The 13,678-nt window shown below is 38.5% G+C and carries 15 protein-coding genes and 1 pseudogene; 5 read left to right on the top strand and 11 right to left on the bottom strand.

All coding sequences use genetic code 11. From position 1 onward, the window contains the following. Window positions 1–8: 8 nt before the first annotated feature. The 4 genes from EBQ12_RS08755 to EBQ12_RS08745 form a co-directional block, all read right to left on the bottom strand. Complete coding sequence (locus tag EBQ12_RS08755; RefSeq protein ID WP_024719745.1) at window positions 9–653, bottom strand: 3D domain-containing protein; 645 nt, start codon at window positions 651–653, stop codon at window positions 9–11. Window positions 654–752: 99 nt separating this feature from the next. Beyond that, window positions 753–1,073, bottom strand: a complete 321-nt coding sequence (locus EBQ12_RS08750) for a YuiB family protein (protein ID WP_003212933.1) — start codon at window positions 1,071–1,073, stop codon at window positions 753–755. A gap of 81 nt (window positions 1,074–1,154) precedes the next feature. Continuing rightward, window positions 1,155–1,280, bottom strand: coding sequence for a YuiA family protein (locus EBQ12_RS19345; protein ID WP_008346797.1), 126 nt, complete (start codon window positions 1,278–1,280; stop codon window positions 1,155–1,157). Window positions 1,281–1,415: 135 nt separating this feature from the next. Next, window positions 1,416–2,633: an NAD(P)/FAD-dependent oxidoreductase gene (locus EBQ12_RS08745; protein WP_160758061.1), complete on the bottom strand. Its 1,218-nt coding sequence runs from the start codon at window positions 2,631–2,633 to the stop codon at window positions 1,416–1,418. Window positions 2,634–3,023: 390 nt separating this feature from the next. Between EBQ12_RS08745 and yumC the strand changes: the two genes are divergently transcribed. Next, window positions 3,024–4,022, top strand: coding sequence for a ferredoxin--NADP reductase 2 (gene yumC / locus EBQ12_RS08740; RefSeq protein ID WP_007500433.1), 999 nt, complete (start codon window positions 3,024–3,026; stop codon window positions 4,020–4,022). A 46-nt stretch (window positions 4,023–4,068) separates the two neighbouring features. Here the strand turns inward: yumC and EBQ12_RS08735 are convergent, their stop codons facing one another. After that, on the bottom strand, window positions 4,069–4,275 hold the full coding sequence (locus EBQ12_RS08735) for a hypothetical protein (RefSeq protein ID WP_125589712.1): 207 nt from the start codon (window positions 4,273–4,275) through the stop codon (window positions 4,069–4,071). Window positions 4,276–4,522: 247 nt separating this feature from the next. Between EBQ12_RS08735 and EBQ12_RS08730 the strand changes: the two genes are divergently transcribed. Both EBQ12_RS08730 and EBQ12_RS19510 read left to right on the top strand, forming a co-directional pair. Further along, on the top strand, window positions 4,523–5,806 hold the full coding sequence (locus tag EBQ12_RS08730) for a hypothetical protein (protein ID WP_125589709.1): 1,284 nt from the start codon (window positions 4,523–4,525) through the stop codon (window positions 5,804–5,806). Continuing rightward, window positions 5,775–6,995: an SIR2 family protein gene (locus EBQ12_RS19510; protein WP_241215626.1), complete on the top strand. Its 1,221-nt coding sequence runs from the start codon at window positions 5,775–5,777 to the stop codon at window positions 6,993–6,995. The genes EBQ12_RS08730 and EBQ12_RS19510 overlap by 32 nt, the downstream gene beginning before the upstream one ends. Before the next feature lie 192 nt (window positions 6,996–7,187). Here EBQ12_RS19510 and EBQ12_RS08720 read toward each other — a convergent pair whose 3' ends face one another. The 3 genes from EBQ12_RS08720 to EBQ12_RS08710 form a co-directional block, all read right to left on the bottom strand. Further along, window positions 7,188–7,550 (bottom strand): HesB/IscA family protein, encoded by a 363-nt coding sequence (locus tag EBQ12_RS08720; RefSeq protein WP_024423354.1) that lies wholly within the window; start codon window positions 7,548–7,550, stop codon window positions 7,188–7,190. Between the two features lie 74 nt (window positions 7,551–7,624). Beyond that, window positions 7,625–8,479, bottom strand: coding sequence for a diaminopimelate epimerase (dapF, locus tag EBQ12_RS08715; RefSeq protein WP_125589706.1), 855 nt, complete (start codon window positions 8,477–8,479; stop codon window positions 7,625–7,627). Window positions 8,480–8,749: 270 nt separating this feature from the next. Continuing rightward, on the bottom strand, window positions 8,750–8,986 hold the full coding sequence (locus EBQ12_RS08710; RefSeq protein WP_008346813.1) for a YuzB family protein: 237 nt from the start codon (window positions 8,984–8,986) through the stop codon (window positions 8,750–8,752). A 255-nt stretch (window positions 8,987–9,241) separates the two neighbouring features. Between EBQ12_RS08710 and EBQ12_RS08705 the strand changes: the two genes are divergently transcribed. Then, window positions 9,242–10,309: an NAD(P)/FAD-dependent oxidoreductase gene (locus EBQ12_RS08705; protein ID WP_017367978.1), complete on the top strand. Its 1,068-nt coding sequence runs from the start codon at window positions 9,242–9,244 to the stop codon at window positions 10,307–10,309. Window positions 10,310–10,357: 48 nt separating this feature from the next. On the opposite strand, the gene EBQ12_RS08700 is transcribed toward EBQ12_RS08705, so the two are convergent. Together EBQ12_RS08700 and EBQ12_RS08695 are read right to left on the bottom strand one after the other, a co-directional pair. Beyond that, window positions 10,358–10,588, bottom strand: a complete 231-nt coding sequence (locus EBQ12_RS08700; protein WP_017358919.1) for a WYL domain-containing protein — start codon at window positions 10,586–10,588, stop codon at window positions 10,358–10,360. A gap of 100 nt (window positions 10,589–10,688) precedes the next feature. Further along, window positions 10,689–11,018 (bottom strand): YuzD family protein, encoded by a 330-nt coding sequence (locus EBQ12_RS08695; RefSeq protein WP_008346819.1) that lies wholly within the window; start codon window positions 11,016–11,018, stop codon window positions 10,689–10,691. 121 nt (window positions 11,019–11,139) lie between these two features. On the opposite strand from EBQ12_RS08695, the pseudogene EBQ12_RS08690 reads away from it, so the two are divergent. Next, window positions 11,140–11,439: pseudogene (locus tag EBQ12_RS08690) on the top strand (NifU family protein). A 232-nt stretch (window positions 11,440–11,671) separates the two neighbouring features. On the opposite strand, the gene EBQ12_RS08685 reads toward EBQ12_RS08690, so the two are convergent. After that, window positions 11,672–13,642 carry a S9 family peptidase gene (locus EBQ12_RS08685; protein ID WP_017358918.1) on the bottom strand — a complete coding sequence of 657 codons (1,971 nt, stop codon included), beginning with the start codon at window positions 13,640–13,642 and terminating at the stop codon, window positions 11,672–11,674. Between the last annotated feature and the right edge of the window lie 36 nt (window positions 13,643–13,678).

Below are 13,678 nucleotides of genomic sequence, written 5' to 3'. Positions count from 1 at the left end.
AAGCTTTTTTATTCTTTATTGGCTTGAAACTGCTGCCGGAACACTTGCATCGATTCTGCTTCATTCAACTGATTTAAGTCTTTTTCTGTCAGCGTTCCTTCACCCTTTTTAATCACATAAACGTCCAGCACTTTTTTACCCCATTCTCTATACACATCATCAACCGTTTCATAATATAAATCAAGCTTATGACCTTTAATCGCTTTCCCAGTATCTGCGACTACACCATAGCCATAATTGGGGATAAACAGGACAGTTCCTATCGGAAAGACAGATGGGTCCGCTGCCACGGTTGAATATAAATCACGTTTTACTTTGACGCCTGAATATGTAATGCCATATGCATGATGTTCTTTCGTCTTACCTGTTGATTCTACACCTGCTGTATAACCTGTGGCGACAACCTTTTGCTTCGGATAATCGTTCCAATTAAATGCTTCTTCGAGAGAAACAGCACGCAAATCGTCACTTTTCACCGCCATCGTCTGCCTTTTTGGATGCTTTAAAAAAGAAGATACGTGCTTACCAGCATCGGTCTCTTTCACCCATGCAGCTAAATCACTTGGTTCTACGCCAGATATGCCCGTAAAGCTTGTCATCAAGGCAAGCATAAACAGAACTGTCATGAACAATCGTTTCATCCATGTTTTCATTTCTATTTGTCACTCCTCTACCCATCTATTTGTTTCCAAACAAAATGGAAACTATGCAAAGGAGAAACAAAAAAACCCACTTGCGTATAGACAAGTGAGTTAAAACATTTGATAGCCTCTTTTACGAAGGGCATTGATGACAAAACCTGAGGCAATGGCACCAATCAGACCACTTAATAAAATAATGATATCTGCCGCAGCAAGAGAAACGATGCGGTCTCCTATCCCGGAAAAAGCAATGCCTGGTTCTCTTACATAAGCGATCATCTTTTGATTATTGATAATGAAAAGGCATACAATTGGATATAAAATTGCCATAATCCATGACATTCTCAGCAGCATATTCAGCAAAAAGCCAATGCCGAAGAATAACACGAAAAATAAAATAACTGAAATGATAACGACTGGTAAACTGATCACTTCATCTCCACCCCCAAATATCCCATCATTAGTTTAACTTGGAAATAGAGATGAAGTCAATCAATGGAAAAAGCCGTAAGATTAATGCTTCTTTCCTGTCCCTTTACATTCCTCACATGTTTCTGATCCGCCGAGCAATAACTGAAAATATCCTTTTCCTGAACAATACTGACAAGTTGACTTTTTTTCTTTCGTTTGTGCATTCATATTGCTCACTCCTTAATCTAAATTTTCTGATAATTAATCATAACATATTTTTCTGTCCAGTACCAAGTGAGAAAATATTCCGTCAAACATTAAAAAACGTGTACCACAGGGATACACGTTTTTGTCTATATCGGTTTAGAAGAACTTGAATTTTCCTTTTTTCAGAACAAGTCCTGGTCCGCCAACCATGAATAATGAACGGTTGTCGATGATTTTTTTCATTGCAGAAGCTTTTGTTCCTTGAAGTTTTTTACCAAACGCAACACCTACAGCGTCGTGTTCACCAAGAGAAGCAACTGTTCCTTTGATGTCTGGCTTAAAGCTTTCAAGCGTGCCACCTTTTACTAGTGCTGCAAGGTTTTTCGCTACTGTTTCACCTTGCTGCATCGCAATTTGTGCAGTAGGTGGATATGGACGATTAATTTCTTCATTGATGATTAATGAGCAGTCACCGATGATGAATACATCTTCATTTTCTGGTACACGAAGATCTGGAGACACTTTTACGCGGCCGCGCATGTTTTCAAATCCAGCTTCTTCAACGATTGGGTTACCACGTACACCAGCAGCCCATACAACAGTTTCAGCTTTGATTTCTTCTGTATCATCGTCTTTTCCAACAATGATGCCTTCAGGCGTACATTCTTTGATCGCTGTACCGATTTTGAACTCAACACCTTTACCTTGAAGGTAGTTCATCGCATAGTCGATCAATTCAGGATCAAATCCTGGAAGAGCTGTTGGTGCAGCTTCTACACAGATAATACGCACATCTTTTTGATCAATATCATACTCTTTGCAAAGCTCAGGTACACGGTTTCCAAGCTCACCAAGGAACTCAATACCTGTGAAGCCTGCACCGCCGACAACGATTGTCAGACGCTCTGGACGCTTTTCAGCTTCCGTATTATATGTCGCAAATTGAAGTTCAATGTGCTCACGAAGCTGACGAGCAGAGTTGATGTTAGAGATTGAGAATGCATATTCTTTCAGTCCTGCAATACCAAATGTTTCAGGAACAGCACCAAGCGCAACAACAAGGTAGTCATAAGAAAGTTCGCCATCTGATGTCACAACTTTCTTCTCTTCCTTATTAATGCTTTCAACTGTTGCTTGTACAAAGTTGACACGGGAACTGTTAATCACATCTTTGATTTGATAACGACAACGGTCATGATGAAGAGTACCTGCACTTGCTTCATGTAACCATGTTGTTTCGTAATGATAATTATGCTTGTTCACAAGAGTAATGTCCGCATCATTTGTGCCAAGCTGTTTTGTTAATCTTGTTACAGTCATTAATCCGCCATAACCTGCACCTAATACAACGATTTTCGGTTTATTCACTGGAATCACATCCACCTTTTTTAAATTTGCTGTAAAACGGATAAAGAATTACATATCGTTATTCTCAACCGCTTTGCGGCATTTTATGAAATTTAAACAAAAAAATAAGTATGTGAAAATCTGAACTTTCACCTACAAAAAACGAAAGCATTTGACCGTATCCGACAAAAATTCATAAAAAATTAATATTTAGTTCCCTTAACAATAATAGCGAGTTCTGCTCCTTTTTTCAAGGCTTTAAACTGAAAATCCTTAGGATAAACGGTCTTTCTCTCTTTTTTCCCCTTTTCACCGCATCGGCATCAAAAAACGACAAGTTTTTCAAAACAAGTCAAACGACGATATGTGGTATGATATGATATAGTGATAACAATTTTCATTTGGGAGGATTAAGGAATGCAAGAAGATTCTAAGGTATATGACATTACCGTTATCGGGGGCGGCCCAGTCGGATTGTTTACTGCGTTTTACGGAGGCATGAGACAGGCAAGTGTAAAAATTATTGAAAGCCTTCCTCAGCTCGGCGGTCAACTATCCGCTCTTTACCCTGAAAAATACATTTATGATGTGGCTGGTTTCCCAAAAATCCGCGCACAAGAATTAATTGATAATTTAAAGGAACAAATGGATAAATTTGATCAAACCATTTGCTTAGAGCAAGCTGTGGAAACGGTTGAAAAACAAGCAGACGGTATCTTCAAACTCGTTACGAACCAAGAGGTTCATTATTCAAAAACGATCATCATTACAGCTGGTAACGGTGCATTCCAACCGAGAAAGCTTGAGCTAGATGCAGCAGAATCATTTGAAGGAAGCAACCTGCATTACTTCATCAATGACCTGAACCAATTCGCTGGCAGACGTGTTGCTGTTCTTGGCGGTGGAGACTCTGCGGTTGACTGGGCACTGATGCTTGAGCCAATCGCAAAAGAAGTGTCGATTATTCACCGTCGTGATAAATTCCGTGCACATGAGCACAGTGTAGAAAACTTGCACAACTCGAAAGTCAATGTGCTGACACCATTTGTCCCAACGGAGCTCATTGGGGAAGACCGCATCGAACAAATTGTGCTTGAAGAAGTGAAAGGCGATAAAAAGCAAGTACTAGATGTGGACGACGTGATCGTCAACTTCGGTTTTGTTTCCTCCCTTGGACCAATCAAACAATGGGGCCTTGAAATCGAAAAGAACTCCATCGTGGTGAAATCTACTATGGAAACAAACATCGAAGGTTTCTATGCGGCAGGAGACATCTGTACGTATGAAGGAAAAGTCAAATTGATTGCAAGCGGATTTGGTGAAGCACCAACTGCTGTCAACAATGCAAAAGCCTACATGGACCCGAAAGCCCGTGTACAGCCTCTTCATTCCACAAGCTTATTTGAAAACAAATAAGAACGGATTAAAAAAGGAGTTCCCACTCGCGGAACTCCTTTTTCGTTTATTTAAAAACCCCAATATAGGCATTTGCCATTCCAAGCACCATTGCAGCAAGCAGCACCACAACAATCCCTGCCACAATCAAAATGACCCGATCCTTCACCCGTTCCCTTTTCGGAAGCGGCTTCTCAATCTCGCAAGCTGGACACGTTTTGGAACGATACGGAATCAGTTCATGACAGTTCCTGCAATTGATTTGTTCACTCAAACCTCAGCAACCTCTTTTCTGACTACAGTTTATGTTTGGTTCTCATGATACTCTTTTCGAGTGGAAATAGCCAGTTGTTCGAGCAAGCTGTAACAAAATTGAGCGATTTGCAATCTTGATATGATGAAATAAAAGAAAGGGTCTTCCGACAAAAAAGAAAATCTAATCATCCTTGAAAATAAAATATATTCACCCTATTACATATTCTTACATCATGCTATAATTTGAGTATTAAGGGGGATATTTGATGAAAGTCGAAAATAGTATATATATTTTTAATGGGTATAAATTTCTTGATTTCATTGATACTGAAAAATTTAAAGAAGATGTTTTATCCGAGTTTGAAATTCCTGAAAAAGTTCAAAAGCTTGATTTCCCAGATTACTACAGTCATTTAATGGTAAATTTCCCTGGTGAACAAAAGATAACAGGGAAGATTTTTTTCGAAAATATTTTATATAGCCATCTTAAAAATGTATTTGTTGAAAAAATTTCAGCACACCCTAATTTAAATATTGAAAAATTTAAAGAAAAATTAAAACAACTTATAGAAAATGTTAATTTTAAAGAATCTATCCCTACAAACTTTCATGATCTTATGAGCGAAAATGGCTTTTATTTAATGGACTTATTAAATATCACCGTACCAAATACTAGTTTTATTGCCGGTTGTGACCTTACTGAAATTAATGGTGAAGTATCTAATGCTAGATTTTTATTTGTCGAAGCTGTGCAAAAAAGTACTCAAGGAACAGTTTATTTTATTGCTGGAATCGAAATTGATTTCAAAAAGAACCTTGCTTTAACTATGATTAAAAATGTTGGTGGATTAACAAAAGAAAATACAGAAGCTGACACAACCATTCACCAACTTCATCAAAAAGCAATAAACAAAGTTTTGCACACTCTTGGAATATCTCTAAAAAAGCCTCAAGTTAAAAATGATCGTGAAGGCATGTTTAAACTTTGTAAAAAAATGGATGATAACTTATTAGATGACTTACGTAGAGAACTATATTCAAGAGTGGATTATACGGTTAAAGAAAGTGTCAAAAACTTAAACCATGTCTTATTCAATGATACTGTCAAACTGTCTAATACAGATCAAAGTGACTTAAGGAAGAAAATAAAAGCCTTACTTCTTTCATATTATATTGAATACCAAATAAAACCTCTTGAACTAGTTAGAAAAGCAAAAAGAAATAAACTTATTGGTTATCCGACCCGAATTAATTTCACTTCAAATAAATCAAGCAGAAGTTCAACTCAATCATCTAATTCTAAGTATCCTGTTTCTGCTTCTGATATGTTTCATAGCCTTTATTTTAATTTTGAACAGGCCTTGGGACTAGATAGTTGGTCAGTTTCTTGGTTTACCGATTACATATTTAGTGATGAGAAAGATATAGATGTTATACAAACAACTATATATTCTACAACTAAACAATTTAGGATAGTTTTCCTTGCTACTAGACCTTTAAATAAGGAGATAATTCATTATGTCATTAACACAATTGATTCACACCGTTAGTATTAAAGTACAAATAAATGAAGAAGATTTATTAGAAAAACTAAAAATATTAGCCGAAGTGGTAAAAGATGAAATTTTTCCGAAAGAAAAGTTAACACATTACAATATCGATCTTTCAACAATTGAAACTATACTGAATGAATTATTAAGAATGGGATTCGCTTCGAAATACTTTACATATGATTGTGAAGATACAGACTCTGTAGATTTTGCAGTAAACCTTAATGAAAAGTGTGCACACTGTGGACAGACTTTAAAAAATTCAGAAAACCATTTAATAAATGAATCTTATAAGTTAAATTCAATTTATTTAGAATTAATTAAGGATCAAAAAAAAGAAAATTTAAAAAAGTATTTAATTGATGATTTTAGACCTAATCTAGAAAAATTAAAAAGTCGGACAAAAAAATTAATTCCTTTTCTTGGTGCAGGTGTATCAATCCCTTTTAGATTACCAAGCTGGGGTGATTTGCTTCGGGAGCTAGAGAGAGGATTGTCGGATACTAACCGAGAAAAGTATATAGATATTATTAATAAAGGTGATTACCTACGAGCCCTTAGTTTCCTAAAGTTATATTCAGGATTATACAAGAATGAATCTATGATAAAAAAAGAAATTAAAAATATTATCAAAAGAAAATATGTTAAAGAATCTAATCTTAGCCACCATAATATTATTGATATTTTAAAACTTGATACACAATTTATCCTTACAACTAACTATGATAACATTGTTTCTGATTTTTTAAGAGACTACAGAGATGAATTTATAATGCCTCAAATATTAGAAACTCTTGACGATTTACAAGATTTAATGGACGATAATTCACAGAAAGTAATTCATCTGCATGGTAATGTTGAAATACCTAATTCTATGATAGTCACAAAAGATGATTATGATAAACTGTATGAAGCTAATCAAATAAAATATGTTCTAAATGGAATAATGAGCAATAGAACATTATTGTTTATTGGATTTTCTTTTGAAGATGAGTATTTTAAAGACCTATATGATAAAATATTCACTTACATTAAAGGAGAGCATTTTATTATCGTCCCAAATTTACATCCTTTTGATGCAGAAGAATTACTCAGAAGACATTTAATACCAATAGGTATAAATGTTAATAAAAATGAAAAACATGATTTTGTAAAAGGTATAAAAACTGTTTTAGAGGAACTATATTAAGCGCTTAGATTTCTAAGCGCTTCTTCAAATTATAATGGATGCTCCTTCAATATAGTGACCAGTTAAACAGAAAAAACTTTAATCATAATCTATATTTTAAGAGTTTTACTATTTTATTAAAAGATATTCAAAAACCTCCTCAGATAGTAATGTTAAAAACATCAACTATTGAGAAGGCATGTAAAACAAAGCTCAACACTCTTCTGGCGTACCGGTATTTGTCGCTGTTCTGAAAGAAGAACCGCATCCGCATGACGCAATCGCGTTTGGATTGTCAATCGTGAAACCGCCGCCCATTAGTGATTGTTTGAAATCAATGATGGTTCCGTTCATGATATCAAGGCTTTCGGAGTCGACAAGGACATTGATGCCGTGCTGCTCGAACTGCGTGTCTTTCTCTGAGACTTCATGGTCAAAGCCCATGCCGTACGAAAGACCGCTGCAGCCGCCGCCTTTTACGCCCACTCGCAGGAACGCATTTTCTTCTTCATGTTCTTTCATCATATCTTTAATCTGCAGTGCAGCAGCTTCTGTAATGGTTACTGGTGTACTCATGATCATCCCTCCTTTTGACTGGATGTTTCTTTTTCAATTATAAACGTGATGATGCCTTTTCTCAAATAAATGGATTAGAGATAAAATGTGCCGTCACAAATCGTTTCAGCAGGTCCTGTCATAAGCACATGGTCATTGTCTTTCCAGCGAATGATGAGATCCCCGCCTGCTAAATGAACCGTCATGTCCGTTTCTTTTTTCGCCTGCCCATTCACAATTGTGGATACAGCCGCAGCGCAAGCCCCTGTTCCGCAAGCCTGTGTAATGCCTGAACCTCTTTCCCACACACGAAAATGCAGTTCTGTTTCACTGACACGTTCCACAAATTCTACATTGACGCCTTCTGGAAACATGTCATGCTTTTCAATAATTGGCCCAACTGAATCAAGCGGCGCCTGTTCAATGTCTTCTAAATAGAAAACGATATGGGGATTCCCCATTGAAACAGCTGTTCCATTTAAGGTCGTCGTGCCAAAATCAAGCGGTTCATTGATCGTTGTACTGGCCGGTTCACCAAGCATTGGCATCGCTTCTTTTTCAAAACGAGGTTTACCCATATCAACTGTCACTAACTGAACGTGACCATCCTGCACATGAACGGTCGCCTCAACGAGTCCTGACAATGTCTCAATCTGGAACGTTGTGTCTGTTACGATTTGATGCTCATACACATATTTTGCCACGCAACGCAGACCGTTACCGCAGTTTTTCCCCTCTGATCCATCATTGTTGAAAATGCGCATCTTCACAGGCGCAACATCTGATGGGCAAATGAGGATCATTCCGTCTGAACCGATACCTGTATAAACAGAAGAAACGCGGATCGCTATCTCTGACAGCTGCTCTTCTGGAAGCTGTTCCTTCATCTGATTGACGTATATATAATTGTTTCCTAGTCCGTGCATTTTCGTGAATTGAAATGATGTCATGAGCGTCCTCCAAAAATGTTGTTTCTTTATAGTATAAAAGGAGTCGATTCAGGAGACAATCTTATCATCCCCCGTTTTTCATACATAGAAGCTCTTTGCTGCCATGGCAAAGGGCTTTTATTATGCATATGCCTCTTTTTCTCTCGTGTGATGCTTCATTTTGATGATATTTTATTAGCATAACATATTGGATGCGCTTTCTACATTTTTTCCTGAAAAATGGAAACTTAATATATGAAAAAAATGCACCTCATGACCCATGTGGTGCATTTAAAACATGTCGTTTTCCTCTATAAAAGCATAAATACGCTCGACTAGCTGCTCTGCATTTTCTCCAGAAACAAATTCTCCATTCACAAGAGCAAATGGGGAGTCCATACATTTGCCGCAGTAGCTTAAACAGCCGTATTCCATTACATCTAAGTTTGGGTCTTTTTCTAGCTTCTCTTTTGCTTCTTGAGACCCTTGTGCAAGATTACTTACACAAAATTCGATCAGTGGAAACACTGTGCTTCACCTCACATTTGCCTTACTATCCTACCGAAATTCCTTCTATTAGTCAAAACATGAGCTTCAATAAATCGTTACGCCTATTCCCCGTAAAATGTTTTACTATTTAGGACTAAGTAATGAATATGTAGGTTATTTTGAAACAATTATTGTGGTTTCACAGTAAATTCGATATAATTTTATTTGGTATTTTAACTTAAAGTTTTTTAGTATAAGTGTTTTTCAATGTCTAGGGGGAAAAGGAGAATCGTCATGAAAAATTTAGTCTTGATCGGCGGAGGTTACGGGAATATGCGGGTTCTCCACCGCTTATTGCCAAATCAATTACCTGATGATGTTACTATCACATTAATTGATCGAAATCCTTACCACTGTTTAAAAACAGAATATTATGCACTTGCTGCTGGAACGATCTCTGATCATCACATTCGAGTATCTTTTCCAGAGCATCCGAAGCTGGATATTCAATACGGGGAAGTAGAAAAAATTGATATTGAAAACAAACAGATCTTATTTAGCGACCGTGAACCGATTCCATATGATGATACGGTAATCGGACTCGGCTGTGAGGACAAGTATCACAATGTCCCTGGGGCGAAAGAACATACATACAGCATTCAAACCATTGATCAGTCAAGGCTTGCGTATAACAAATTAAACAATTTGAGTGCAGGTGCAACGGTTGGTATCGTCGGTGCTGGACTTAGCGGGGTAGAGCTGGCCAGTGAACTGCGTGAAAGCCGTTCTGATTTAAACATCATTCTTTTTGACCGCGGAGAACTGATTCTTTCCAGTTTCCCAAAAAGATTAAGTTTATATGTACAAAAATGGTTTGAAGAAAACGATGTAAAGATCATTAACTGCGCCAATATTACGAAGGTTGAAGAAGGAGTTGTGTACAACCATGACGATGCCATTGAAGCAGATGTCATCGTGTGGACAGCAGGAATTCAGCCAAGTAAAGTCGTGCGAGATATGGATGTTGAAAAAGATGCACAAGGCCGTGTCGTCTTAACTCCTCATCACAATCTCCCTGGAGATGAGCATGTCTATGTCGTAGGTGACTGCGCAAGCTTGCCTCATGCACCAAGTGCACAGCTTGCCGAGGCACAGGCAGAGCAAATTGTGCAATCTCTACAGAAACGCTGGAAGAACGAACCGCTTCCTGAGGCTTACCCACAGTTTAAGTTAAAAGGCGTACTCGGCTCTTTAGGGAAAAAAGCCGGCTTTGGCTTAGTGGCGGATCGTCCACTTGTTGGTCGTGTTCCAAGACTCTTAAAATCTGGACTTCTTTGGATGTACAAGCATCACAATGGATAAAATGATGTGAATTTTTTCTCAAAGCTCCTTCTAATGAAGGAGCTTTTATTATGAAACGGCATGTACCGATGAATGGTTCACTTTGATAGGAGCAAGCGCAAGGATGCAGTCTTTACGAAACGTTCTGATCGTCTTCTTCGATAAACAATACGCTTGTATGAACTGTTCAGTTTGACGATGTACAATGATTTTTCGTTTCGAGCACTCTCCATTTTTCTTCATATAAATCATATCAATCGGTATTTGTTGATGAAGAGATTGTTTTAGTAAATAATTCATGATGCTCACGCTCCTTTCATCTCATTATAAACGAACAAACGTTCTAAATCAACCTAAAAAGGAACGTTTGTTCTGTTTATTTTCCTAAAAAAAGAACAGCTCATTCACTGCTCTCTTCGTACCCGTATTTCTCCATTTCTTGATAAATATCTTTTAATTTCGGATTGCCCTCTCCAACAATTTGATCCTCAACAAGGACAAGCGGATAAAAGAATTCATCATCAAGAATTCGTTCAGACAATTCTTTTTGGCGTTCGTTTTCAGGCGGGTGCTCAATATCGATATATGTGATGCGAAACGGCTGATTTGGATATTTTCGTTTTAATGCTGCATCTAGCCACTCAAATGTATCTTTTGAAGAAGGCAGATTCACGCAACTAGCGCACAGGACATCTCTTCCATATACATAAAGGTCAACGGTTTTGTTCATTTGACAAGCCCCCTATTCTTTCTTTATTTTAGCTGAATTTTCTGTATGAAAAAAGTCAAAATCACTTTTTGTTTCAAGATGAGATTGTGCTATAATGAGAAGGAAACTTTGAAACCAATCAATAGATTTTTATCGTCCAGATGAATATAATGGTGATATGTTGTGAAAGGAGCGATTATATCTAATGACTGAAGTCGAAATGAAAGACCAAGTACAGGAAGTACTGGACAAACTTCGTCCATTTCTATTACGTGATGGTGGAGACTGTGAGCTTGTAGACATTGAAGATGGCATTGTGAAATTACGCCTTCTTGGTGCATGCGGCAGCTGCCCAAGTTCAACCATTACATTGAAAGCCGGTATTGAGCGCGCATTATTAGAAGAAGTACCTGGCGTTGTAGAAGTTGAACAGGTTTTCTAATTCATATATGACATGAAAACGACCCTTACTGGGTCGTTTTTTAATTGTTGACAAAGGGCTAATTTTAGCCCTTTGTCTTCTTTTCAGTGTGATAGAAAACCTTTGCAGTCTAGGAAGGACGAGTACTGGCGCAGAGCGAATTTGACATTCGTGAGCACCGGAACGCAGGACTGACACCGAATGCGAGGGTTTGTCTACACGCTGAAACGACCCAATCAGGGCCGTTTTTTGATTAGGATAACTTCTCTCTAAACCATTCTTGAATAAAGGTCAGTCTTTGAATACGTTGCCCAGGGTGGCCACTTCTGGATAAATCATGAGAAGCCTTAGGAAACTTGACTAATCTCGTGTCTTTTCCAAGCTCCTTCAATGCCACAAAAAGCTGCTCTCCTTGATCGACTGGGCAGCGGTAGTCTTCATCACTGTGCAGGATGAGAAGCGGTGTGTTCACCTGTTTTACATACTTTAGCGGCGAACGATCCCATAGCTTATCAACCGAATCATAAATATCCCCATCCACCTGCCATTTTGTAAAGAAATAGCCGATATCACTGATGCCATAAAAGCTAATCCAGTTTGAAATGGAACGCTGTGTAACAGCTGCACGGAAACGGTCTGTCTGTCCGACAATCCAATTGGTCATAAAACCGCCATAGCTGCCGCCTGTTACGCCAAGCCTTGTTTCATCAAGAAAGTCATAGGCTTCGAGCACATGATCAACAGCCAGCATGACATCCTCATAATCAACGTCACCATAGCTGCCTCTTACCCGGTCTGTAAACATCTGTCCGTATCCATGACTGCCATGAGGGTTGATGTAAACAATCGCATACCCTTCAGCGGCGAGCATTTGAAATTCATGAAAATACGTATGACCGTACATCGCATGCGGCCCGCCATGAATTTCTAAGATAAGTGGATATGTCTTCCCCTCTTCCATCTGAGCAGGCTTCATCAACCAGCCATGTACAACGTCTCCTTCTTTTGACTGGAAAGAAATTGGTTCAGGTTCGGATATGACATGTTCCTTTAGAAAGTCATCATGCTCAAACGTGATTTGCTTGAGTGAGGATTCCCCTAAAGTCAGCTCATACAGCTCACTAGGCGAGACAGGTGAAAGACGGCTGATCAGCATTTTTGATTCATCTGGATGAAGACTGAAATTCGTCACATGTTCTGCCTCTAAACGAACGGGATAGGCTAAGCCTTCAATAGAGAAATAATAAATCCCGGTACTCCCTTGATCAGAAACAAGCGCATAAAACCCCTGACTATCCTTCGTCCATTGCGGAAGCTGATTGGCTTCACCTATGACACTATCCCCTGCCATACAGTTACCAACATACATATCGAGCATTTCTGACAGTTGAACGGTCTTTTTCTCCTTCAGATCATACAGCCACAATGATGGGAAGGTTGCATTCTGAAATTCACGCTCGTGTCCAATGTACAACAGGCTTTCTCCATTTGGAGAAAATGATACGGTCGAGTAAGCGCCTGTTGATTGGGTGATTTTCTTGGATGTACCGTCCTCTAATGACAGGAGACAGATATCACTTATGTAAAACGTCTGCGGGTTGGATTGAATATAGGCGAGCCACTTCCCGCAAGGAGAGACGACATGATTCACATGATGATGCTGCTCACTCGTAACCGTCTCTACCTCCCCTGAGCAGACATCGATTTGTACAATTTGCGTCAGACGCCCGTCTAAAAAGCCTCTGCCATCTGCTTTATAAGTCAAATCATCATATACTGCCGGAGCAAAGTCATCGCACTCTTCCTTTTTTTCATCATGAACAGATTCTTCTTGTTTTAATGAGACCGATGCATAAATGAACGCTCCATCCGGTGAAAATACAGGATGAGATACGCCGTAAGGAATATTCGTTAAAGTACGAATGCCGCCGCCATCGCTCTGAATGAGTGCGAGCTGAGGGACTTCCTTTGGCTTCTGCAAAATAAACGCAAGCTGCTTCCCGTCATTTGACCACACTGGCTGATGATGCTTTCCATCATCGAATGTCCATTGTGACAGCTCCCCTGTCCCTTCATCTCGAACCCATAAATGAATATTGTAATCATCCTTTTTTTCATTCACCGATACTTTTGTAAAAACAGCCTTTTTTCCATCTGGTGAATAGACTGGATGAGAAACAGACACGATTTGTGTTAAATCCTCTGCTGTTATCAATTTCTTCATCAATAGATCTCCCCCTTTTATGTATCAAAAATAGTT

It is taken from the genome of Bacillus sp. 2B09, assembly GCF_003946835.1.
GTDB lineage: Bacteria > Bacillota > Bacilli > Bacillales > Bacillaceae > Bacillus > Bacillus altitudinis.
This window is presented reverse-complemented; position numbering and strand designations above follow the sequence as displayed.

Coding starts and splice junctions, on each gene's coding strand:
- EBQ12_RS08755 (WP_024719745.1), bottom strand. CDS start 653: ATGAAAACATGGATGAAACGATTGTTCATGACAGTTCTGTTTATGCTT.
- EBQ12_RS19345 (WP_008346797.1), bottom strand. CDS start 1,280: ATGAATGCACAAACGAAAGAAAAAAAGTCAACTTGTCAGTATTGTTCA.
- yumC (WP_007500433.1), top strand. CDS start 3,024: ATGCAAGAAGATTCTAAGGTATATGACATTACCGTTATCGGGGGCGGC.
- EBQ12_RS08730 (WP_125589709.1), top strand. CDS start 4,523: ATGAAAGTCGAAAATAGTATATATATTTTTAATGGGTATAAATTTCTT.
- EBQ12_RS19510 (WP_241215626.1), top strand. CDS start 5,775: ATGTCATTAACACAATTGATTCACACCGTTAGTATTAAAGTACAAATA.
- EBQ12_RS08720 (WP_024423354.1), bottom strand. CDS start 7,550: ATGAGTACACCAGTAACCATTACAGAAGCTGCTGCACTGCAGATTAAA.
- dapF (WP_125589706.1), bottom strand. CDS start 8,479: ATGACATCATTTCAATTCACGAAAATGCACGGACTAGGAAACAATTAT.
- EBQ12_RS08705 (WP_017367978.1), top strand. CDS start 9,242: ATGAAAAATTTAGTCTTGATCGGCGGAGGTTACGGGAATATGCGGGTT.
- EBQ12_RS08700 (WP_017358919.1), bottom strand. CDS start 10,588: ATGAATTATTTACTAAAACAATCTCTTCATCAACAAATACCGATTGAT.
- EBQ12_RS08695 (WP_008346819.1), bottom strand. CDS start 11,018: ATGAACAAAACCGTTGACCTTTATGTATATGGAAGAGATGTCCTGTGC.
- EBQ12_RS08685 (WP_017358918.1), bottom strand. CDS start 13,642: ATGAAGAAATTGATAACAGCAGAGGATTTAACACAAATCGTGTCTGTT.